Source organism: Stenotrophomonas sp. TWI273, from assembly GCF_039674765.1.
Lineage (GTDB): Bacteria > Pseudomonadota > Gammaproteobacteria > Xanthomonadales > Xanthomonadaceae > Stenotrophomonas.
Genome location: NZ_JBDJOA010000002.1, coordinates 195385 through 216459, shown reverse-complemented (window position 1 = coordinate 216459; position 21075 = coordinate 195385). Strand labels below are relative to the sequence as shown.

The following is a 21075-nucleotide window of genomic DNA, read 5'->3' as shown; positions in this document are numbered from 1 at the left end:
ACGCGGGTGGCGGCCGAGTGCCTTACAGCACGCCGCGCTTCATCTGGTCGCGCTCGATGCTTTCGAACAGCGCGGTGAAGTTGCCTTCGCCGAAGCCTTCGTTGCCCTTGCGCTGGATGATCTCGAAGAAGATCGGGCCGATGCAGTTGGTGGTGAAGATCTGCAGCAGTTTGCGCTGTTTGGTCTCCGGGTCGGCATCGATCAGGATCTTGTTCTTCGCCAGCCGGGCCACGTCTTCACCGTGGTTGGGCACGCGCATGTCGATCACATCGAAATACGTGTCCGGCGTGTCCAGGAACTCCACGCCCTGGGCGCGCATCGCTTCCACGGTGTCGTAGATGTTCTCGGTGAAGCAGGCGATGTGCTGGATGCCCTCGCCCTTGTAGGCGTCGAGGTATTCGTTGATCTGGCTCTTCGGATCGGAGGATTCGTTGAGCGGGATGCGCACGATGCCGTCCGGGGCGGTCATCGCCTTGGACACCAGGCCGGTCTTGAGGCCCTTGATGTCGAAGTAGCGGATCTCGCGGAAGTTGAACAGGCGCTCGTAGTAATCCGACCACTGCTGCATGTTGCCGAAATACAGATTGTGGGTCAGGTGATCGATGAAGGTCAGCCCGAAGCCCTTCGGGCGCGGGTCCACGCCGTCGATCGGCGCGTAATCGGTATCGAACATGCTGCCGTTGGCGCCGTAACGGTCCACCAGGTACAGCATGCAGTCGCCGATGCCCTTGATGATCGGGGCGGCGACGGCGCGGGTGTCAGGCTTGAAGTCGATCGGTTCGGCACCGTTGCCCAGGGCCATCTGGTAGACCTCATCGCCCGGCTTCTTGAAGCGGATGGCGAAACCGCAGGCGCACGGACCGTGCTTCTCGGCGAAGTCCGAGGCGAACGAGTCCGGCTCTTCATTGACCAGGAAGTTCACGTCGCCCTGGCGATAGACCGTGATCGCACGCTGCTTGTGGCGCAGCACCGCGGTGAAGCCCATCTTGCGGAAATAGTCGTGCAGTTCCGCGCCACGGCCGGCCGGGGCGGCGAACTCGACGAACTCGAAACCATCGATGCCCATCGGGTTTTCGAAGGTGGTGACCTGCATGCCCGGATCGGGTGCGAAGGACGCGGTGCTCGTTTGGCTGGTCATGCTGTGGCTCCAAAGCAATCCGCATCGGAAAAAACCAGGTGCGGTAGGAAGGCAGACCCGCGAGAATGCGGAGTCCGGAACGTAGGTTATAGTTTCACATGAAACCACCATCAAGGTGCACCGCAGCATGAGCCCGCCCGATCCCAGCAGTCACAGCATCCGCGCATCGCACGCCCTGCTCGATCTGGAGCAGTTCCTGCCCTACCGGCTGAGCGTTCTGTCCAACCGCGTCAGCGGCAACATCGCCAAGCTGTACGGGGACCGTTATGGCCTGGCGATCCCCGAGTGGCGGGTGATCACGGTCCTGGCGCTGTACCCGGGCTCGTCGGCCAGCGAGGTGTCCGATCGCACCGCGATGGACAAGGTCGCGGTCAGCCGCGCCGTGGCCAGACTGCTCGAACGGGGCTTCATCAAGCGTGAAACCCATGGCGATGACCGCCGCCGCTCGGTGCTGGCGCTGTCGGCCGCCGGATTCGAGGTGTACGAGACCATCGCGCCGCTGGTGATCGACATCACCCGCAAGCTGATGTCCGTGCTCAGCGAGGACGAAGAACAGATGCTGGAGACGCTGATCCTGCGCCTGGCCGGGGAAGGCCTGCAGCGGATGGACGAGTAGGCAACGACCGTTGGTCGTTGCCGCTCAGCTCAGGTGCTTGCGCCGCGCATGTACCCACGGTGCGGCCAGCGCGCCGATGGCACCGCCGGCAAATCCCAGCGAGGCGGCCACGGCGGCCGCTTCGATCGCACCCGGCAGGGCCAGCGCGGCGACCACCAGCAGCAGCGATGGCAGGCCGATGAAGGTCGCCATGAAGTAGCGCCAGCGCGGTGACCACGTGCCGACCTGGAGCAGACTGACCGGCATCCAGGTTTCGCCGGAGGCGTCCTGGGCAACCTTCGCGGCCACCTTGCCCAGGTCCGCTTCGACCGGCCCCTTGCCGCCACGCGCGGCAGCCAGCATCGCGGCCACCTCTTCAACCGCCGGGAAGCTGGTCGGCCAGGTCTGCGGGGCGTTGACTCCGTAGGCAGTCAGCAGCGGCAGGCTGATCCAGGGCGCCAGCAACGGACGCACCTTGCGACGGTCCAGCACACACCAGATCTGCGTCACGCCATGCGCGGTCACGCTGTACAGCGCCAGCTGCGCCGCCGCCGGATACGGCAGCAGGTGCACGCGCGCGGCCATGCTGTCGTAGCCCATCTCACGCAGGAAGCCCGGGCGGGTACGGCCCTCGTGCGCCCAGGCCAGGCCGAGCGCGCCGACCAGATACACCTCGGCCGGATCCTTCGTGCCGGCGGTGGCGCGGTCATCGCTGGCCAGGAAGAACGCCAGCGATTTGGGTTCGGCGACGTCGTGCTGGTCCCAGCGCCCGGCGTCGCCCAGCACATGCTTGAGCGGCAGGCGCGCCGGGGCGGTTTCGTCCTTGCTGGCGTTCTGCAGGAACGGCACCACGCTCAGCACGAAGCCCTGCAGGTCCACGCCGCGCAGGCCGCCGCCCTGCCACTCGGCCGGGATCAGGCCGGGCAGGCTGCCCTGGCGTGCCAGCGTGTCCAGCTGCGCCTTCTGCTCCACCAGTTTCTGCACGGCCGCCTTGAGCAGTACGTTGTCGGGCACGGAGACCATCGGCAGGCGGTAGCGGATCGCGCCGGGCGCCGGGGCCTGGCCGTCGCCATCGAGCGCATCCGGCGCGGTGTGGTCATCCAGCAGCACGTCGACCGGCGGCAGGCTCACGCCGGCCGGCGCATCAAGGGAAACATCGGTGGTGCTGTCGCTGGTGCCCGGCTGCATGCGTCGATTCCGTCGGTTGTCCGCCACGAACAGCGCGGCATGAGGTCCTTGGGGGTAGCGGCCGGGTGGCGCGGAAATTGAGCGCAAAAAAAAGCCGCGGAATCCGCGGCTTTTTCGATCACGACGCCTTGGGTGGCGCCCATTGCTTCATGAAGGCGAAGAAGCGGCCACGGTCGTAGCCCTTCTTCTGCCCCTTGTCCGCTTCCAGCTCACCGGTGAACTGCGAATGCAGCAGCGTGCCGTCGGCATCGAGCACGAACAGGTGCGGGTAGCCCTTCACTGCCGGGAACTGCGACAGGAACGCCGCGTTCTCGTTTTCTTCGCTGTAGTTGACCTTCATCCAGACGTAGTTCGCATCGCGGAAGCGGCGGATCTCCGCATCCCCTTCGATGAAACCGTCCATCAGATGGCACCACGGGCACCACTCGCCGCCCACATCCACGATGATCCGCTTGCCGCCGCGCTGGGCCTCGACCTTGGCCGTGGCCAGATCGGCGACCGGATCGCGGGCCGGATCGAACTGGGCATTGAGCGCCGCGATCGCGGCGATGTCCGCCGCGGCCGGGGTGTTGCCCGAGGCCACCGGTTCGCCGGGATCGGCGACCGGGGCCTTCTGCTCGGAGGTATCCAGCGGCTGCGCAGGCGCTGCGGTAGGCGCCGACGACGGCGAACAGGCGGCCAGCAGGCCGGCCACGATCATCGACATTGCCACGGCTTTCATGCGCATCGCCTTCCTCACTTGACGCCGTGCATCAGCTTGTTGATCAGCGGTGCGACCAGGAACAGGACCACGCCGGAGATGATCAACGCCCAGAAGCCGAACGTGTAGCCCTTCAGCGCCGATTCCACGGTCATGCCGCCTTCGCCGCTGACCACGCCGGCGAAGATGCCCGACATGTTGTTGCCGATGCCGGTGGACAGGAACCAGCCGCCCATGCCGAAGCCGACCAGGCGCACCGGGGCCAGCTTGGTCACCATCGACAGGCCGATCGGCGACAGGCACAGCTCACCGACGGACTGGATCACGTAGACCATGAACAGCGTCCAGAACGGAATCTTGCCGTCCACGACCATGCTCGACAGGGCCACCATCAGCAGCGCGAAGGCCGCACCGTTGAACAGCAGGCCCAGGCCGAACTTGCGCGGGATCGACGGGTTGGCGCGGCCCAGCTTGATCCAGATCCAGGCAATGATCGGGGCCAGCGTGATGATCGCCACCGAGTTGACCGACTGGAACCAGGCGGTCGGGAATTCCCAGCCGCCCAGGTTGCGGTTGACGATGTTGTCGGCCAGGAAGGTGAACGAGCTGCCGGCCTGTTCGAAGAACATCCAGAACATCACGTTGAAGGTGAAGATGATCAGCATCGCGATCACGCGGTCGCGCTGGACCTTGCCTTCACGGATGCCTTCGACCAGCAGCAGGATCGCCAGCGCGATGAACATCGCGCCCAGGATCCAGGCCAGCGCGGTGGCGCCGGTGGAGAGCAGGAAGAACGCGATCGGGATCGCCACGATCGCACCGATGAACACCATCACGATGCGGCCATAGCCCTCTGCACCGGCCGGCGGGGCGCCGATGCCCTTGAGGCCGGCACGGCCAACGTAGAACCAGGCCAGGCTGATCAGCATGCCGATGCCCGAGGCGATGAAGACCATCTTGTAGGACGGCATCGCCTGGGTGCCGAACACGCGTTCGGCCAGGTACTGGGTCAGCACCGGGGCGATCATTGCGCCGATGTTGATGCCCATGTAGAAGATGGTGAAGCCCGAATCGCGGCGCTCATCCTTCAGGCCGTACAGCTTGCCGACCATGGTGGAGATGTTGGGCTTGAACAGGCCGTTGCCGATGATGATCGTGGCCAGGCCCAGTTCGAAGATTTCCTTGTTGGGCATGGCGACCATGAACAGGCCGGCGGCCATGATCACCGCGCCGGTCAGGATGGAACGCTGGTAGCCCAGCACGCGATCGGCGACGTAGCCACCGAAGATGGCGGCGGCGTACACCAGCGCCAGATAGGCACCGTAGGTCCGGCTGGCGGCGGCCTGGCCGGCCGAATCACCGTCGAAGAACTGCGCGACGATGTACAGCACCAGGGCCCAACGGATGCCGTAGAACGCAAAGCGTTCCCAGAATTCGGTCATGAACAGCATCCACAACGGGCGCGGATGGCCCAGCGTGGTCTTGAACTCCGGCAGCGCCGGATCGGGAACGGATTTCGCGGCGGCGTCTACGCTCATGCGGGATTCCTGGGTTCGGTGGAAGACATGCACGTCCGATGTGCGAAAGCAGCGCGGGAGAATCCCAGACCAACCACGTTCACGTCAAATACACGCTGATGTGGACCGCTGGCAGCATGGTCGCTGAACTTGCATCTGCAACTTCCGGGCAAAACCCGGCAGCGCAGCAACGGCGGGGCCTGCCGCACCGTACGGCGGATGGGGCAGGTAAATATGAATAGGCTTATTGCGGTCGATGCCGGATCAGGCGTCCGGCGGCATCGGGTCGTCGTTGCGGATCGTGGTGCGCACCTGGAACAGCTCCGGGAAGAAGGTCAGTTCCAGCGCCTGGCGCAGGAAGCCGACCCCGCTGGAGCCGCCGGTACCGCGCTTGAAGCCGATCACCCGCATCACGGTGCGCATGTGGCGGAACCGCCACAGCTGGAAGGCCGTCTCCAGATCGACCAGGTCCTCGCACAGCGCGTATTCGCGCCAGAAGCGGTCGGTGTTCTGGTAGATCCGCTCGAACACCGGGTGCAGGGCATCGTCGGCCACGTGCGGCTGCTGCCAATCGCGCCCCTGATAGCCGGCCGGGACCGGATGGCCGAAGCGGGCCAGGTAGCGCAGGAACTCCTCGTACAGGCTGGGGGCATCAAGCACTTCCTGCAGCTGGGCCTGGCCGGCCGGGTCGTGCGAGAACACCTGCAGCATCTGCGCGTTCTTGTTGCCCAGCAGGAACTCGATGTAGCGGTACTGCAGCGACTGGAAGCCCGAGGACGGGCCCAGCACATCGCGGAAGCCCATGTATTCGGAGGGGGTCAGCGTCTCCAGCACCGACCACTGCTCGGTGAGCTGGCGCAGCACCTGCTTGCTGCGCGCCAGCACCTTGCGGCACTGCCAGACCTCGTCGCGCTGCAGGAACCCGATCGCCGCGCGCAGCTCGTGCGCCAGCAGCTTCAGCCACAGCTCCGAAGTCTGGTGCTGGATGATGAACAGCATTTCGTCATGGTGCGGCGGGCTGGACAGCGGCTGCTGGGCCGACAGCAGCTGATCCAGGCGCAGGTAGCCGCCGTAGGTCAGCCGCCCCTCCAGATCGGTGTGGATACCAGCTTCGAGATCGCGTTGGTTCTTGTCGACGGACATGGCAGGGACCGCTTGAGGGGCAGAAAGGGTAGCGCAGTGGCCGGGGGGCCGCGCATCCGGCCGTCAGCGGCTCAGCGCGCCACCAGATCGGCCGAGCCCACGATCCTGACGCCAGGCGTCGGCACCAACGCCGCCTCGACCAGCGCGGCGGCGATGGTCTCGGCCGGATTGATCCGCCAGGCGCGCGGCAGGACCGGACCGAGCACACCCAGCACCACGCTGGCCAGATGCTCGCCGGTGCGCCGCTCGGCACGCTCGCCCCCGATCAGCCCGGGGCGGACCAGGGTCAGGGAGGGGTAGCCCAATCCCCGCAGGTCCTGCTCCAGCCGGCCTTTGACCTGGTTGTAGAAAATCCGCGCGCCGGGGTCGGCGCCCATCGCCGAGTTCAACGCGAAGGCATGCGCGCCGCGGGCGCGTGCCCGCTGTGCCACGGCCAGCGGAAAATCATGGTCGACCCGCGCGAACGCCTCCTTGCTGCCGGCCTGTTTGATCGTGGTACCGAGCGCGCAGATCACGGCATCCACCGCCCACCAGTCGGCCTCGGCCGGCAGCTGCGCGAAGTCCACCACCGGATTGAGCAGCGCCGCATCCGTGGTGTCCAGCGGGCGGCGGGTCGGAGCGACCACCGCATCGCAGCGCGGGTCGTCCAGCAGTTGCCGCAGCACATGACCACCGACCAGCCCGGTCGCCCCCACCAGCATCACCTTCATCGCACTCTCCTGCCGTCGCCGTGCTTACCATCCTGCCATGCATGACCGGTTCAAGGCCGGCCGCACTGCGCCGATACTGTTCCCACCTCTCCACCGCTCCGGCCTCCGGCCGTGCCCTGCAAGGATCTGCCGCATGACGGACCCGCACGACGCTCCCCCCAGCCCCGGCACCGCCGTCGGGCGGCTGTTGTCGCGGCGGCAGAGCGTGGGCACGGGGGTGGAGGCCGCCAGCGAGCCGGCGCCCGGCCCCAAGGGGGGCAGCAGCGCGATGCTGCAACGGTTGTTCGCCGGCATCGATGCGCCCGAGCCGCTGCTGGCTGCGTTCGCCAATGGCATGTCCACCCTGCCCGGCGAGCTGGGCGACATGGGCCTGCGCCTGCAGTCGGCGCAGCGCAGCGCGGATTGGGTCAGCTATGGCCGCGCGATGCGCCAGCTGATCGACAAGTACATCCGCACCATCGAGCAGGAATCCCCGGATGGCCAGCCCGACAGCCTGCGCCTGCGCGAGCTGCTGCGGCATACCGTCGGGGTGACCGTGGCCAGCCTGCTGCAGAACATGCCGGAACTGCGCGAGGAGCCGGTGCAGCTGGCCGGTGAACTGCGCCACTGGCATCCCGGCCAGCCGCTGCAGCCGATCGAACAGCGGCTGCGCGAGCTCTCGCACCAGATCGGCGTGCGCAGCGATGGCTGGCAGGAACAGCAGGAGCTGCTGCTGAGTCTGTTCGATCTGCTGTTGGACAACATCAGCGAGCTGCTGGATGACAGCAGCTGGCTGCATGGCCAGGTCCACGCGGTGCGTTCGCTGATCGGCGGCCCGCTGGATCGCGATTCGGTCGAACAGGCGCGCGCCAACCTGCGCGAGGTGATCTACAAGCAGGGGCTGCTCAAGCAGGGCATCGTCGAATCCAAGGCGGCGATGAAGAACGTCATGGGGGGCTTCATCGAGCGCCTGGACGGCATGGCGGTGAGCACGGGCGAATACCATGACCGGATCAGCAGCTACGCGCTGGCCCTGAAGGAAGCGCGCAGCATCGCCGACCTCAACCAGCTGCTGCAGGACGTGCTGCAGGACACCGGCCGCGTGCAGGATCAGGCCCTGCAGGCGCGCGATCACCTGGGCAATGCACGCCGTGAAGTGGAACAGGCCGAACAGCGCATCGCCGAGCTGGAACAGGAGCTGCGCGAGGTCGCCGGGTTGATCCGCACCGATCCGCTGACCGGTGCGCTCAACCGCCGCGGTCTGGACGAGCTGCTGGAGCGCGAACTGGCGCGTGCCGCCCGCCACGGCCATCCGCTGGCGCTGGCCCTGCTGGATCTGGACGATTTCCATCAGACCAATACCCTGCATGGCCATGCCGGTGGCGATGCGGTGCTTCGCCACCTGGTAACCGTCTGCCAGCTGCACCTGCGCAGCAGCGATGCCATCGCCCGGCTCGGCGGCGATGAGTTCGTGCTGCTGCTGCCGGAAACACCTGCGGCGGACAGCATGTCCACCCTGCTGCGGCTGCAGCGCTCGTTGGCACAGCGGCCGCTGCCGCTGGACGAACAGCGCGTGCCGGTGCATTTCAGCGCCGGGCTGGCGCAATGGCAGCCCGGCGAGCCGGCCGAGGCGCTGCTGCGGCGCGCCGATGCGTCGCTGTATGCGGCCAAGCGGGTCGGCAAGAACCGCGTACTGGCGGCCGAGCCACCGCGCTGAGCCCGCGCCTGTGATATTCCGCGCACCGGCGCGAATCATCCGGGTATGGACATGACACTGCCCGCTACCGACATCGATCTGCGCCCGCGCTTCGCCGCGCTGCTGGAACAGCACCGCGGCATCGTGCTGAAGGTGGCGCGCGGCTATTGCCGCCACCCGGAGGATCGGCTCGATCTGGTCCAGGAGATCAGCGTGCAGGCGTGGGCGGCATTCGAGGATTTCGACCCGGCGCGGGCGCGCTTCTCCACCTGGCTATACCGGCTTGCGCTCAACGTGGCGATCTCGCAATGGCGTCGCCAGCAGCATCGCCAGCGCCACCACACGCCGCTGGACGACGCGCTGCCTGCCGCCGACGACCGTGCACCGCCCGAGCAACGCCATGCCCTGCACCAGCTGGAGGTCGCCATCCATGCGCTGCCGCCACTGGACCGTGCCCTGATGCTGCTGCACCTGGACGATCACGACCACCGGCAGATCGCCGAGGTACTGGGCATCAGCGTCGCCAACGTCTCCACCCGCCTGCACCGCCTGCGCCAGCAACTGCGCACGCGCCTGAACCCCACCGACCGAGGCCCGCGCCATGCAACCGGATGAACTCAAGCAGCTGTGGAACAGCGTCGGCAAGCCCACCGATGCGCAGGAGGGCTTCGCGCTGGAGGCGTGGCGCAGCCATCGGCACCGCAGTGTCCAACGCCAGCTGGGCCTGTTCAGCCTGTGGCAGGGGCTGCAGCTGGTGGTCTGGCTGGCCGTGGCGGTGTACTGCGGCAGCCAGTGGTGGCAGCACCCTCCGCTGGCGGTGATGCTCAGTGCGTTGGCGCTGCATGCCTATTGCATCGCGGTGATCATCGCCAGCATCACCCGCCTGCATCGCCGCCGGCAGTTGCAGCCGACGCAGACGGTGCTGGCGCAATCGCAGCAGCTGGCGGCGCTGCGCCGCCATACCGCACTGACCGAGCTGCTGCTCGGCCTGCCGTGGTGCTGGCTATGGTTGGCCGTGCCGGTGCTGTTGGCCTGGCAGGCGTGGGGCGTGGATCTGGGCGCCTTTGCCGCACCGTGGCTGCTGGCCTCGCTGGGCGCGGGGACGCTGGCCATGCTGGCCGCGTGGGTCGTTGCCCGCCGCTGGGCCCAGCGCGCACCGGCCTCACCGTGGCTGCAGCGCGCGATCGACGCGCTGTCCGGCCGCCGGCTGGCCCGCGCCCGCGCCGAGCTGGAGGCCCTGCGCGGCTGGGAGCCGGCCTGATGGGGTCGCCCCTCAGTGCGCGGGCTTGGCCCCGCGCAACTTCTGGAACCCGGTCACCGCTGCCAGGACCACCGCGCCGATCACCACGCCGACGATCACGTTGCCCAGCGCGTTGATCAACCAGCCCCAGCTGCCATCGCCGCCCATCGCTAGGATGGCGTGATGCAGCGGCGCGATGCTGTGCACCAGGATGCCGCCCCCGACCAGGAACATCGCTGCGGTACCGGCCACCGAGAGGAACTTCATCAGCCACGGCGCCGCCACCAGCAGGCCCCGGCCCACCGCAGCCAGCGCCGCGCCCTTGCGCGATAGGTACAGGCCCAGATCGTCGAGTTTGACGATGCCGGCGACCAGGCCGTAGACAAACACCGTCATCGCCAGCGCGATCACCACCAGCGCGCTGACCTGGTTGAGGAACGGCGCGCTGGAGACCACGCCCAGCGACAGCACGATGATCTCCGCCGACAGAATGAAGTCGGTGCGGATCGCGCCCTTCACCTTGTCCTTCTCCCACGCGACCATGTCCACCTTCTCGTCGGCCAGGGCCTTGGCCCGCTCGGCCTTGCGCTGCTCATCCTCATCGCGCGAATGCAGGAAGCGGTGCGCCAGCTTCTCCACGCCCTCGTAGCAGAGGAAGGCGCCACCGATCATCATCAGGGGGGTGATCGCCCACGGCAGCCAGGCGCTGATCGCCAACGCGGCCGGCACCAGGATCGCCTTGTTGACCAGCGAGCCCTTGGCCACTGCCCACACCACCGGCAGCTCACGGTTGGCGCTGACGCCGGTCACCTGCTGGGCGTTCAGCGCGAGGTCGTCGCCGAGCACGCCGGCGGTTTTCTTGGCCGCGACCTTGGTCAGCACCGACACATCGTCCAGCAGGGACGCAATGTCATCGAGCAACGCGAACAGACTGGCACCGGCCATGGTGGATCCAAAGGAGGAAGCGGGAGCGCCGATTCTGACCGATCCGACCCCTGTCGCGGTAGCCGGAGCGGATTCACCAGTCCACCACTGCCGCCCGGCCACACTGCCGGTGATCGTCGCCCCGGAGTCCTGCTTGAACACCACGCCCGTCCTTCCCGGTTCGCCGTCGCTGGTCAAGGGCATGAACCGCCGCAGCCAGATCCTGCGCCTGCTGTTGCGCTACCGTAATTCCGGCGTGTTTTCCGGCATGAACCTGGACGCAGGTGCGGTCCACGATGTGCCACCGGAGGGCAACCCGGAACAGTTCGTCACCGACCTGGAATCGCTGGGGCCGACCTTCGTCAAGCTGGGCCAGATGCTCTCCACCCGCCCGGACATGGTGCCGGTGGAATTCGCCACGGCCCTGGAGCGCATGCAGGAGAACGTCGCGCCGATCCCGGTCGAGCGCGTCGCGGCGATCATCGAAAAGGAACTGGGCGCGTCGGTGTCCAAGCTGTTTGCCAGCTTCGACCCCGTCCCGCTGGGCTGCGCCTCGATCGCCCAGGTGCACCGCGCCGAGCTTCACGATGGCCGCCAGGTCGCGGTCAAGGTGCAGAAGCCGGAGGTCGCCGCCCAGCTGCGCTCGGATCTGGACGTGCTGCGCAGCTTTGCGCTGGCCGCCGACCATCTCACCCAGGTCGGACGCCGCGTGCGCCTGCGCGACTGGCTCAATGAGTTCGCCAAGACCCTGATGCAGGAGCTGGACTACCAGGCCGAGGCCGAGAACCTGCAACGCTTCGGCCAGCATCTCAAGCCGTTCAAACCACTGTGGGTGCCGCAGCCGATCTGGGATTACTGCAGCCACCGCGTGTTGACCATGGAGCTGGCCCAGGGCGTGCGCGTGGACATGATCCCCGACGTGCGGCGCACCGAGCAGCCGATGGCGCCGCTCGCTGCGGCATTGATCCGTGGCTATGTGGACCAGATCTTCGTGCATGGCGAGATCCACGCCGATCCGCATCCCGGCAATCTTCGCGTCACGCCGGCCGGTCGCCTGGCGATCTTCGATCTGGGCATGGTCGCGCACATGCCGCCACGCCTGCGCGAGCGCCTGTTGAAACTGCTGTTCGCGGCAGTGGATGGGCGCGGCGAAGAAGTCGCCGATGAGATCATCGGCATCAGCACGCGGCTGGAGTTCTTCGATGAAGAACGTTACCTGCGCGAGACTGGGCAGATCATCGCGCGCTATGCCGCCAACAGCAGCTTCTCCGAAGGCCGGGTCGTTCTTGATCTGGTCCGCATCGCCACCGCCAGCGGCCTGCGCACCCCGCCGGAGCTGAGCCTGCTCGGCAAGGCGCTGTTGAATCTGGAAACCGTGTGTCGGCTGCTGTCGCCGGACCTGGATACCCGGCGCATCGTGGAGAAACAGCTGCAGCACGTGATGCGGGCGCGACTGAAGAAATCCCTGTCCGCCGCCAATCTCGCCAGCGAGGCGATGGAGATGCAGCAGCTGCTGCGCGATGGGCCGCGCAAGATGACCGACATCCTCGCGCTGCTCGCCGAGAACCGCCTGCAGATGAAAGTCACCGGGCTGGAAGAATCCCGCCTGATGGAGAACCTGCAGAAGATCGCCAACCGCGTCTCTGCCGGCATCGTCACCGCCGCACTGATACTCGCTGCGGCGATGATGATGAAGGTCGATACCGGCTGGCATCTGTTCGGCTATCCGGCGATCGCATTCACCTTGATGTTGATCGGCGTGGTCCTCGGATTGGGCATCATCCTCAGTGCGCTGATCTTTGATCGTCGCGCACGCTCCAAGGAAGAACGCGGGCACCGGTGACACGTTCGCACGCACGTCACGCCTTCAGCCGACCCTGAACACGCGCGATGCAGTGCAGCATCGCGCGCGCTTCTTCACGCGCGTTTTACGTCGCATATCGCAGTGCGAAGCGGGATGTTCATTGTCGTTTTCAACAAACATTTCAGTCAGGTTCGTGCAGGCATGATCGAGTCATCGGCTTGTCATGCATGTGTGGTTGGGACAGCCGGTCGGATGGGACATACGTCGTCATGGCGTCCATCACCACCTGTCTCCACTGCCAAAAGTGCTTATGCTCTGGATCCTGCTGCTGTCACTGTTGCTGCTCGCCTGGCTGTTCCTCGCATCTGACAAGTGGGTGTGGTGGAAGGCAAGCCTCATGTCATTGCTGCTGCTGACCCTCAGTGCGTGGTGGTTGATCAACAAGTTGTCCGGTGACGGTCTCAATGCCGCCACGCTGTACCACCTCGGCGCGGACATGGAAGGCGCCGGTGTCGCCGACTTCAAGCACTACATCGCCGGCTTCATCGCGCTGGCCCTGGTCTCGCTCACCCCCTTGCTGCTGGCGCGCCTGCGTCGTCGGCACCGCCCCGCGCATGGCAAGGCGGTGTTTGCCGGCTTCATGGCGATGTGGCTCGTCGCCATCGTGGTGAGCCCGCTGTACAGCGATGGCCAGCGTCTGTACCAGCAGATGCGCCCGGTCGACTACAGCATGGTCAAGGCCGAGTACCGCGTGCCCACGCAACCGCTGACCAAGCCGCGCAACATCGTGTGGATCTACGGCGAAAGCCTGGAGCGCACCTATCTCAATGAAGAAACGTTCCCGGACCTGATGCCCAACATCAACCGTCTGGCCGCGCAGTCGCTGGACGTGCGCGGGCTGGTCTCGGCCGAAGGCGGTGGCTGGACCATCGCCGGCCTGGTCTCCTCGATGTGTGGTGTGCCGCTGACCACCGCCAAGGAAGACGAAAACAGCATGGGGCGCATGGGCAGCTTCCTGCCCGAAGCGGTCTGCCTGGGCGATTACCTCAAGCAGCAGGGCTACACCAATCACTACCTGGGCGGGGCCAACGGCCAGTTCGCCGGCAAAGGCCAGTTCCTGGCCACGCATGGCTTCGATACCGTGGATGACCTGGCCTGGTTCAAGCAGCAGAAGATCACCCGCGCGCACTTCTCGCCGTGGGGCGTGCATGACGATGTGCTGCTGGACAAGGCATACGACCGCTTCGTGCAGCTCTCGCGCAAGGGCGAGCCGTTCATGCTGACCACGCTGACGATGGACACCCATCACCCCGCCGGGCACCTGCCGGTGGCCTGCAAAGGCACCCGCTACCAGAGCGAGCACGGCAACATCGGCATGCTCAATGCGCTCAAGTGCACCGACGGGCTGATCGCCAAGCTGGTCGACCGCATCCAGGCCAGCCCGTACGGCGAAGACACCCTGATCGTGATCGCTTCCGATCACCTGGCCATGCCGAATGATCTCAGCCACATCCTCGCCAAGCAGGACCGCGAGAACCTGCTGCTGTTCCTGGGCAAGGACATCGCCCCGCGCCAGCTGACCGCGCCGGCCGGTTCGACGCTGGATTCGGGCGCGACCCTGCTGAGCCTGATCGACCCGGCCATCGATTCGATCGGCTTCGGTCGCTCGCTGCTGCACCCGGAACGTTCGGACAGTGCCAGCGCCGCGGTGTTCCGCGATAACGGCAAGGACTACCCGCGTTACCTGGCGTTCTCGCGCTCGCTGTGGCTGGGCGACAAGACCCGCCAGCTGCGCATCGATGACGACAACCAGGTGGTGATCGGCCTGCAGCATGTGCAACCGCCGGTGCTGCTGGAGTACGACAAGCATTGGGATCTGAAATCGGTCTACCTGGAGAACACTTCCAAGCAGTTCGATCTTGCCGATCCGTCCAATACGTTGGCCTACGTGGATCGCTGCACCGCGTTCGAGGACGGCTCGGCCGATGGCGACTGGTGCGCGATGCTGGTCAACCAGGACAAGGGCATCAAGCTGTTCCGCGATGACCAGCTGCGCGGGGGCGTGGCGGTGGATGGCCCGCTGGATCCGTTCAACGGCCCGCGCCCGAGCATCCGCCAGGCGCACATGATCACGCAGAAGGGTCGCCGCACCCGGGCCGGCCAGTACATGGTGCAGCTGGTGACCAAGCAGTCACCCGACCGCGGCTTCTGGATCGAAGCGGTCTCCTCGCAGCGCAAGGTGGTGGTCGCCCAGCAGTGGGTACAGCCGGATGCCGAGGGTCGCATCAACCTGAGCTTCGGCCTGGACCACGAGGTCGATGATCTGGAAGTACGGGCGTGGTTGAACCACGCCGAGAAGCTCGCCGTGGATACCTTCGCGCTGGTGCCGTCGCGCCGCGGCAACCGCGGCTGATCCGGCCCTCCCGACCGACATCGGGGGCGGTCCGCCGTTCGTGTCGGTAGTGCCGGCCGCTGGCCGGCTCCCGGTTCTCTCTGCATCGTGCAGCTGCCGGCCAGCGGCCGGCACTACCTGGATCGCGACGGTACCGGTCAGCGGCCGGTACCTGCCGGCCTTGTTATGCGTCCGGGTCCGGCGTCGCCGCTGGATCCCGCACCAGATGGATATCGGTCGGCGAAGACAACGCGATCCCGGCCGCCGCAAACTTCTGCAGCACCGTGAAGTACAGCTCGCTGCGCGCGCCGTATACCGCACGCGGGCCTGACACGTAGGCAAAGCTGTTGATCGCGATCTGCCCATTGGCGATCGAGTCGATGAACACCGACGGTGCCGGGTCGCTCAGCACGCCCGGGTGATCGGTGTAGGCATCCAGCAGGATCTGCCGCAATGCGGCCACGTCCGTGTTCAACGGCACCGAGAACTGGATCTGGATCCGGCCCTGCGCGTTCCCCATCGTCATGTTGCGGATGGTCTTGGTGATCAGCTCGGAATTGGGCACGATCAAGGTGGACTTGTCGCCGACCTGGATCTCGGTCGAGCGCACGCTGATCCGCTTGATGTCGCCTTCCTGGTCGCCCAGCTTGACCCAGTCGCCGATCTTGACCGGCCGCTCGGCCAGCAGGATCAGGCCCGAGACGAAGTTCTGGGTGATCGCCTGCAGACCGAAACCGATACCGACCGACAGCGCGCTGACCACCAGCGCCAGCTTCTCCAGGCCGATGCCCAGCGCGGTGACGCCCCACAGCACCGCGGCGATGATGCCGAGATAACGGGTGACGGTGCTGATCGAGTTGCGCGCACCGGCATCCAGCTCGGTCTTGGGCAGATAGGTATCGCTCAGCCAGCGCTGGAAGGTCTGCATCACCGCCCACACCACCAGGAACACCAGCACCGCATACAGCACGCTGCCCGGCCGGAGCGTGGTCTCACCGATCTTCAGGCCGCCGGACAACGAGTCCAGCCCGCCCAGGAAAGCGTTGAGGTTGCCGAATGGCGCGGCCAGCATCAGCACGCCCAGCACGATCACCCCGACCCGCAGCACCGCCGAGAGCAGCACGCCGGCCTGCTCCACCCGCGACTCACTGAGCCCGGTGGTCAACACGATGGTCTGCCCGGCACGGCTGCTGGGCGCGAGCACCCAGGTGGCCAGGTCATCGGCAAACTTGAGCAGCAGCGAGACCGCCATGAACACCACCGCGACCCAGACCAGCTGCTGGGCCACGAACAGCGCGAAGTTGAGATACCCCAGCAGTGTGGCGATCACCGCCGCAGCCACGGCGATGTGGCCGACCAGGCGCGCCAGCACGATCCAGCCACTGCGGCGAGGCGCCCCGCGCACCTTGCCATCGCCACCGGCGCGGGGATCGGCCCGTGCTTCGGCCTCGGCGGCCTCGGCCGCCTGGCGGTTGTGCATGCGCGCCAGCGAGGTCAGGATCGCGATGATCAGCCCCAGGTAGGTCAGCGCCATCAACCCATCGGCGGCCACCGTGGTCACCTCGCTGGTGCGGGCTGCATGGTCGAGGGCAGCCAGCATGATGCTCAGCCAGGTCAGGCCGGCCGCGCCCCACGCGTACTTGCGCAGCCGCAACGCCGCACTGTCATCCAGCGGCAGCAGCCGCCACGACGGGCGCTTGGGTACCAGCAGACAGGCGCTGAGCGCAGCGATGAAAGCCGCCACGAAGGTGGCCATCTCGAACGTCTCGGCCACCTGCTGCAGGCGCGGCGGGATCGCGCCGATCGCATCCAGCGACTCCACCAGCGCCACCGCCGCCAGGCCCGGCAACAGCGTGCCGACCAGCAGCAGCCACACCGCCAGGCCAGAGCGGCGCAGGCGTCCATCGGGTGCACGCTCGGAGGCGGCAAAGCGGCGCCCCAGCGCGCGCAGCCACAGCCGCAACGGGAAGAACATCACCAGTGCGACCGCCAGCCCGATCAAGGGCGCGTTCCAGCCATGCTTGGCAATGGCCTTGCGGGCCGCGTCTTCGCCCAGCCGATAAAGAATGGCCAGGCGGTGCACATCGTCCGGCACATCCTTGGCGAAGCTGCGCCACAGCGCAGGCGACAGCGGTGAGGCGACCTTGCGGCTCAGCTGTTCGCTGAACTGGGTGACCCGCATCTTCTCGATGCGCTCGCCGAGCTGCTTGGCATCCACTGAAAGCAGCTTGGCGCGGGCGATCTGCGCGGTGATGTCGGCCTTCTGCTGGTTCAGCGCCTTGCGCTGCCGGCTCACTTCCGGCGGCTCGACGGTGCCCTCGGCGACCTGGCCAAGCTGCTCAAGCCGCGCATCCACCTGCTGAAGCTGCGGGTCGAGGGCGCTCTGCAGGCCGTCGGCATCGCGCTGGACGGCCAGGGCGCGGTCGGACAGCGCCTTCAGGGTTTCAGTGGTGCCCGCATCCTCCAGCGCATCACTGGTGGCGCGCAGCGCTTTTTCGGCCTGGACCAGTTGTTTGGCCGTATCCGGGGGCGGATCCGTGGCCTGCCCGAGAGCGACCGGCGCGGCGCCAAGCCAGGCGAACAACAGCAGCCACGACAACGACCGCACCACAAACGAAGAATGACGAAGCGACACGCCAGCACCAACGGTTCGCGCGGACCACCGCGCCTGCCCGCGACTATAAACCGGGCCCCGTTCAGAACAGGTATGCGGCCCCTCAGTACTTCAGGCGGAGCTCTTCGACCTGCGGCTGCAGGCGCGCATACCAGTCCTGGAACTCTTCCTCGGTGATCTCTTCGGGCGCGTAGACCGCGATCTCGTCCCAGGCATGATCGGTCGGCAGCGGCTGCCGCGGCCCGGCGCGCAGGGTGTAGGTCACGCCTTCATGGTCGACCACATCATCGGCCGTCTCCCGTTGTTGGCGGGCAACGCCATTTTCGCTCTTGAGCAGAATCAGCTGGTACATCCGCATCTCCATCGCTGTTGAAAGAAGCGCTCATGGCGCCCCGCCCCAGCATAGCGCCGCCCACGCGGCCGGAGCATGACGCATCGACAACGCAGCGTTCTCGACACCGCACTCGCCCCGGCTTCACCCGGCCGTGGCAGCAGCCCCGGCATCGTGGGATCGCATTCCCACCAGCCGTTGCCCATGACCACACAGCCCGACCTGAAAACCGTTCCCGACCTCAAGCTGCCGCGTTACCTGGGCACCTGGTACGAGATCGCCCGCCTGCCGATGAAGCACGAGCCGGAAGGCTGCACGGATGTCTCCGCGCATTACAGCCTGAAAGACAACGGCCATGTCGCCGTGGTCAACCGCTGCCGCATGGGCAACGAGATCGAGGAAGCCGATGGCGAAGCCTGCCCCGTGGACAACGACACCGCGCGGCTGGAGGTCAGCTTCCTGCCCAAAGGCCTGCGTTGGCTGCCCTTCACCAAGGGCGACTACTGGGTGATCCAGATCGCCCCGGATTACAGCGTCTCGCTGGTCGGCAGCCCGGACCGCAAGTTCCTCTGGCTGCTCTCGCGCACCCCCACGCTCGACCGCACCACGCAGGAGCACTACCTGGCCCAGGCGCGGCTGCAGGGCTTTGACCTGACGGAGCTGATCCAGACCCCGCACACCGGCCACCCCACCGCCTGAGGCTGCCATGGATCTGAAGAGCGGATACCCGTTCTGGGCCGTGCGCAACGGCCTGATGCATGCGTTTCCACCGCTGGAGAAAGATCTCAACTGTGAGGTGCTGGTAGTCGGCGGCGGCATCAGCGGCGCGCTGATCGCCGACGAGCTGTGCGCGCACGGGCACGATGTGGCCCTGATCGAACAACGCGACATCGGCTGGGGCAGCACGGCGGCCAGCACCGCGCTGCTGCAGTACGAGATCGACACCCATCTCATCGATCTTGCCCAACGCTATGGCGAGGACGCCGCCGTGCAGGCCTACCAGGCCTGTGCCGAGGCGATCCCGGCCATCTGCGCGGTGGCCGCGCCGTTCCGCGACGTGGATTGCCACCGCATGGCCAGCCTGTACTACGCGAGCAAGCGCGGGCATCAGGCCGTACTGGTTGAAGAATGCGCGCTGCGTGCCAGGCACGGCTTCGATGTGCGCTGGCTGGACAGCGAGGCGGTCGCAGACGAGTACGGTATCCGCGCACCGGGCGCGATCCTCAGTGCGCTCGCCGCACGCATCGACCCCTACCGGCTCACCTACCGGCTGCTGATGCGGCTGCACACGCGCGGCTGCGGCGTCTATGACCGCACCGTGCTGGATACGCTCACCCCGACCCCGCGCGGCGTCACCGCGACCACCCTGGGCGGCGCGCGCATCCGTGCCCGCCACGTGGTGCTGGCCACCGGCTATGCCGGGCAGCGCTGGTTGAAGCCCTCGGTGGCCCGCAACCGCAGCAGCTATGCCTTCATCACCGATCCGATCCACCCGGACCTGCTCGGCCCGCTGCGCGAGACGATGGCCTGGGAATCGGCGCGCCCCTATCTCTACCTGCGCAGTACCGGCGACCACCGGCTGCTGATCGGTGGTGAGGACGATGCCATCGATCTCCCGGCGCGGCGCGACCGGCGGGTGGAGAGCAAGACCGGCAAGCTGCTCAAGAAGACCGCCAAACTGTTCCCGCACCTGCCGCTGCAGCCGGCCTTCTCCTGGGGCGGCACGTTCGCCGAGACCCACGATGGCCTGCCGTTCTTTGGCCCGCACCCGCAATGGGGGCCACGGGTACTGTTCGCGATGGCCTACGGCGGCAACGGGATCACCTACTCGATGATCGGCGCCGGACTGCTGCGGGCGCAGATCGAACGCCGCCGGCATCCGCTGTCCACGCTGTTCGGATTTGACCGGTTGGGCTGAGTTCCCCTTGCAACACACGCCATGACAGGCATCATTCAAACTACGGCTGCTAGCGTCAGCGCTGTCGGCCGTCCCGCCTGTCTGCTCCGGAGCCTCTCATGATCCGCCTGCTTCTCCTGCTGCTGTGCCTGTCCCTGCCCGGTGTGGCGCTGGCCCAGTCTGCCGCAGGCGCCACCGGCCCGCAGTCCTCGACCGGGCTGGACCTGAGCATCCCGGACGCCCCCCTGCAGTACCTGAGCGATCAGTCGCTGCGCGGCGATCCGCCGGGCACGTTCTACGGTGACCGCACCGGCCGGCGTTCCACCGACCGGGCCGCCAACGGCATCGCCCACGTGACCGATGACAAGCTGCGGGTCAACGGCAGCTTCACCACCGGCATCGGCTATTCCGAGAATTACGGCAACAGCCATTACAACGCGGCCGAGCTCAATCTGAGCAAGAACTACACCACGGACGAGGGCAACACCCGCAACGTCAACGTCAACATCCGGGTGAGCGAGGGCAAGGGCCCCGGCTTCTTCGGCCCGTACGGTTACGACGGTTTCGATGGTTACGGCGGTTACGGCCGCGGCCCGGGCTACTGGGATTACCCGGCGCGCTGGTAAGCGCTGCCGCCCCCAGGCACATGCGCGGACGGCCGGGGAAATCCGGCCGTTCGTACATCCAGCGCGCGGTGGCGCGGCCGGATCAGTCCCACCAGCCATCGCGCTTGCTGGCCAGCACGCGGCCGTCGTGACCGCTCATGCGTACTTCCACGCGCTGGTTGCGGGCATTGCGCGCATCCAGGGTCCAGGTGGCGCCATCGCGCTCGAGCGAGTCGATCTGCGTCAACCCGGCCTTGCCGGCCAGCGCCAGGATCTGCCCGGCGTCCAGCACGGCGCGGCCATCGCGCGGATCGAAGATCTCGCCCTTGGTGTCATCGATGATCACTTCATCGACCGTGCCATCCTTGCGGGTCACGTCTGCTTCCCACACGCCATCGTCGTGCTCCAGCTCATGCACCTGGGTGTAGCCGGCCGCGCTCAGCTTGGCCTGGACCTGGGCAGCCGACAGGTTGGCGGCGAAGGCCGGGGTGGCGAACAGCGCAGCGGCCAGGGCGGTAGCGGCAATCATCGTCTTCATGGGAATCCTTGAGGGGGGCACCGGTCCATTCCGGCACCGCCAGTCTGGCCACCGCGCCTAACCG

Annotated in this window: 18 protein-coding genes and 1 pseudogene; 9 read left to right on the top strand and 10 right to left on the bottom strand. The window is 66.8% G+C overall.

What is annotated here, in order from left to right:
- Positions 1-22: 22 nt before the first annotated feature.
- Positions 23-1138, bottom strand: coding sequence for a 4-hydroxyphenylpyruvate dioxygenase (gene hppD / locus ABE571_RS03365; protein WP_313211049.1), 1116 nt, complete (start codon positions 1136-1138; stop codon positions 23-25).
- A 127-nt stretch (positions 1139-1265) separates the two neighbouring features.
- Here hppD and ABE571_RS03360 point away from each other — a divergent pair, with 127 nt between their 5' ends.
- Entirely contained in the window at positions 1266-1754 is a 489-nt protein-coding gene (locus ABE571_RS03360; protein WP_088433561.1) for a MarR family winged helix-turn-helix transcriptional regulator, read from the top strand.
- A 24-nt stretch (positions 1755-1778) separates the two neighbouring features.
- On the opposite strand, the gene ABE571_RS03355 is transcribed toward ABE571_RS03360, so the two are convergent.
- The 5 genes from ABE571_RS03355 to ABE571_RS03335 all read right to left on the bottom strand — a co-directional run bounded on the left by ABE571_RS03355 (position 1779) and on the right by ABE571_RS03335 (position 6991).
- Positions 1779-2921: a hypothetical protein gene (locus ABE571_RS03355; protein WP_346493181.1), complete on the bottom strand. Its 1143-nt coding sequence runs from the start codon at positions 2919-2921 to the stop codon at positions 1779-1781.
- Between the two features lie 118 nt (positions 2922-3039).
- A complete protein-coding gene (locus tag ABE571_RS03350; RefSeq protein WP_313219417.1) occupies positions 3040-3648 on the bottom strand; it encodes a thioredoxin family protein in 609 nt (202 codons plus the stop codon).
- A gap of 8 nt (positions 3649-3656) precedes the next feature.
- Positions 3657-5159 carry a peptide MFS transporter gene (locus ABE571_RS03345; RefSeq protein WP_121040656.1) on the bottom strand — a complete coding sequence of 501 codons (1503 nt, stop codon included), beginning with the start codon at positions 5157-5159 and terminating at the stop codon, positions 3657-3659.
- 243 nt (positions 5160-5402) lie between these two features.
- Positions 5403-6281, bottom strand: a complete 879-nt coding sequence (locus tag ABE571_RS03340) for a tryptophan 2,3-dioxygenase family protein (protein ID WP_346493180.1) — start codon at positions 6279-6281, stop codon at positions 5403-5405.
- A gap of 71 nt (positions 6282-6352) precedes the next feature.
- Positions 6353-6991, bottom strand: a complete 639-nt coding sequence (locus tag ABE571_RS03335) for an NAD-dependent dehydratase (RefSeq protein WP_346493179.1) — start codon at positions 6989-6991, stop codon at positions 6353-6355.
- A 133-nt stretch (positions 6992-7124) separates the two neighbouring features.
- Between ABE571_RS03335 and ABE571_RS03330 the strand changes: the two genes are divergently transcribed.
- The 3 genes from ABE571_RS03330 to ABE571_RS03320 are packed head-to-tail and all read left to right on the top strand — an operon-like array spanning position 7125 to position 9927.
- Positions 7125-8687: a diguanylate cyclase gene (locus ABE571_RS03330; RefSeq protein WP_346493178.1), complete on the top strand. Its 1563-nt coding sequence runs from the start codon at positions 7125-7127 to the stop codon at positions 8685-8687.
- A gap of 45 nt (positions 8688-8732) precedes the next feature.
- Positions 8733-9281 carry a sigma-70 family RNA polymerase sigma factor gene (locus ABE571_RS03325; RefSeq protein ID WP_346493177.1) on the top strand — a complete coding sequence of 183 codons (549 nt, stop codon included), beginning with the start codon at positions 8733-8735 and terminating at the stop codon, positions 9279-9281.
- Positions 9268-9927, top strand: coding sequence for a hypothetical protein (locus ABE571_RS03320; protein WP_346464461.1), 660 nt, complete (start codon positions 9268-9270; stop codon positions 9925-9927). Before ABE571_RS03325 ends, ABE571_RS03320 begins: the two co-directional genes overlap by 14 nt.
- Before the next feature lie 12 nt (positions 9928-9939).
- Here ABE571_RS03320 and ABE571_RS03315 read toward each other — a convergent pair whose 3' ends face one another.
- Positions 9940-10851: a DUF808 domain-containing protein gene (locus ABE571_RS03315; RefSeq protein WP_121040668.1), complete on the bottom strand. Its 912-nt coding sequence runs from the start codon at positions 10849-10851 to the stop codon at positions 9940-9942.
- A 166-nt stretch (positions 10852-11017) separates the two neighbouring features.
- Here ABE571_RS03315 and ABE571_RS03310 point away from each other — a divergent pair.
- Both ABE571_RS03310 and ABE571_RS03305 read left to right on the top strand, forming a co-directional pair.
- Positions 11018-12673: pseudogene (locus ABE571_RS03310) on the top strand (AarF/UbiB family protein); the annotation flags it as partial.
- Between the two features lie 271 nt (positions 12674-12944).
- Positions 12945-15047, top strand: a complete 2103-nt coding sequence (locus ABE571_RS03305) for a phosphoglycerol transferase I (protein WP_346482159.1) — start codon at positions 12945-12947, stop codon at positions 15045-15047.
- Between the two features lie 163 nt (positions 15048-15210).
- Here ABE571_RS03305 and ABE571_RS03300 read toward each other — a convergent pair whose 3' ends face one another.
- Positions 15211-17625, bottom strand: coding sequence for a DUF3772 domain-containing protein (locus ABE571_RS03300; RefSeq protein WP_346465899.1), 2415 nt, complete (start codon positions 17623-17625; stop codon positions 15211-15213).
- A 118-nt stretch (positions 17626-17743) separates the two neighbouring features.
- Entirely contained in the window at positions 17744-17992 is a 249-nt protein-coding gene (locus tag ABE571_RS03295) for a hypothetical protein (protein ID WP_313212460.1), read from the bottom strand.
- Between the two features lie 183 nt (positions 17993-18175).
- Between ABE571_RS03295 and ABE571_RS03290 the strand changes: the two genes are divergently transcribed.
- From ABE571_RS03290 to ABE571_RS03280, 3 genes are all read left to right on the top strand, one after another.
- Positions 18176-18670 carry a lipocalin family protein gene (locus tag ABE571_RS03290; protein WP_123729936.1) on the top strand — a complete coding sequence of 165 codons (495 nt, stop codon included), beginning with the start codon at positions 18176-18178 and terminating at the stop codon, positions 18668-18670.
- Between the two features lie 7 nt (positions 18671-18677).
- Entirely contained in the window at positions 18678-19889 is a 1212-nt protein-coding gene (locus ABE571_RS03285) for an FAD-dependent oxidoreductase (protein WP_346464469.1), read from the top strand.
- Between the two features lie 98 nt (positions 19890-19987).
- Positions 19988-20494 (top strand): hypothetical protein, encoded by a 507-nt coding sequence (locus ABE571_RS03280; protein ID WP_346493176.1) that lies wholly within the window; start codon positions 19988-19990, stop codon positions 20492-20494.
- Between the two features lie 82 nt (positions 20495-20576).
- On the opposite strand, the gene ABE571_RS03275 is transcribed toward ABE571_RS03280, so the two are convergent.
- Positions 20577-21011: a PepSY domain-containing protein gene (locus tag ABE571_RS03275; protein ID WP_313219401.1), complete on the bottom strand. Its 435-nt coding sequence runs from the start codon at positions 21009-21011 to the stop codon at positions 20577-20579.
- Positions 21012-21075 lie beyond the last annotated feature (64 nt).

Excerpts from the sequence above, each read along its gene's own strand:
- ABE571_RS03330 (WP_346493178.1), top strand. The coding sequence starts at position 7,125 with ATGACGGACCCGCACGACGCTCCCCCCAGCCCCGGCACCGCCGTCGGG.
- ABE571_RS03315 (WP_121040668.1), bottom strand. The coding sequence starts at position 10,851 with ATGGCCGGTGCCAGTCTGTTCGCGTTGCTCGATGACATTGCGTCCCTG.
- ABE571_RS03275 (WP_313219401.1), bottom strand. The coding sequence starts at position 21,011 with ATGAAGACGATGATTGCCGCTACCGCCCTGGCCGCTGCGCTGTTCGCC.
- ABE571_RS03305 (WP_346482159.1), top strand. The coding sequence starts at position 12,945 with ATGCTCTGGATCCTGCTGCTGTCACTGTTGCTGCTCGCCTGGCTGTTC.
- ABE571_RS03290 (WP_123729936.1), top strand. The coding sequence starts at position 18,176 with ATGACCACACAGCCCGACCTGAAAACCGTTCCCGACCTCAAGCTGCCG.
- ABE571_RS03340 (WP_346493180.1), bottom strand. The coding sequence starts at position 6,281 with ATGTCCGTCGACAAGAACCAACGCGATCTCGAAGCTGGTATCCACACC.
- ABE571_RS03295 (WP_313212460.1), bottom strand. The coding sequence starts at position 17,992 with ATGTACCAGCTGATTCTGCTCAAGAGCGAAAATGGCGTTGCCCGCCAA.
- ABE571_RS03335 (WP_346493179.1), bottom strand. The coding sequence starts at position 6,991 with ATGAAGGTGATGCTGGTGGGGGCGACCGGGCTGGTCGGTGGTCATGTG.
- hppD (WP_313211049.1), bottom strand. The coding sequence starts at position 1,138 with ATGACCAGCCAAACGAGCACCGCGTCCTTCGCACCCGATCCGGGCATG.
- ABE571_RS03280 (WP_346493176.1), top strand. The coding sequence starts at position 19,988 with ATGATCCGCCTGCTTCTCCTGCTGCTGTGCCTGTCCCTGCCCGGTGTG.
- ABE571_RS03345 (WP_121040656.1), bottom strand. The coding sequence starts at position 5,159 with ATGAGCGTAGACGCCGCCGCGAAATCCGTTCCCGATCCGGCGCTGCCG.
- ABE571_RS03325 (WP_346493177.1), top strand. The coding sequence starts at position 8,733 with ATGGACATGACACTGCCCGCTACCGACATCGATCTGCGCCCGCGCTTC.
- ABE571_RS03320 (WP_346464461.1), top strand. The coding sequence starts at position 9,268 with ATGCAACCGGATGAACTCAAGCAGCTGTGGAACAGCGTCGGCAAGCCC.
- ABE571_RS03360 (WP_088433561.1), top strand. The coding sequence starts at position 1,266 with ATGAGCCCGCCCGATCCCAGCAGTCACAGCATCCGCGCATCGCACGCC.
- ABE571_RS03355 (WP_346493181.1), bottom strand. The coding sequence starts at position 2,921 with ATGCAGCCGGGCACCAGCGACAGCACCACCGATGTTTCCCTTGATGCG.
- ABE571_RS03285 (WP_346464469.1), top strand. The coding sequence starts at position 18,678 with ATGGATCTGAAGAGCGGATACCCGTTCTGGGCCGTGCGCAACGGCCTG.
- ABE571_RS03350 (WP_313219417.1), bottom strand. The coding sequence starts at position 3,648 with ATGCGCATGAAAGCCGTGGCAATGTCGATGATCGTGGCCGGCCTGCTG.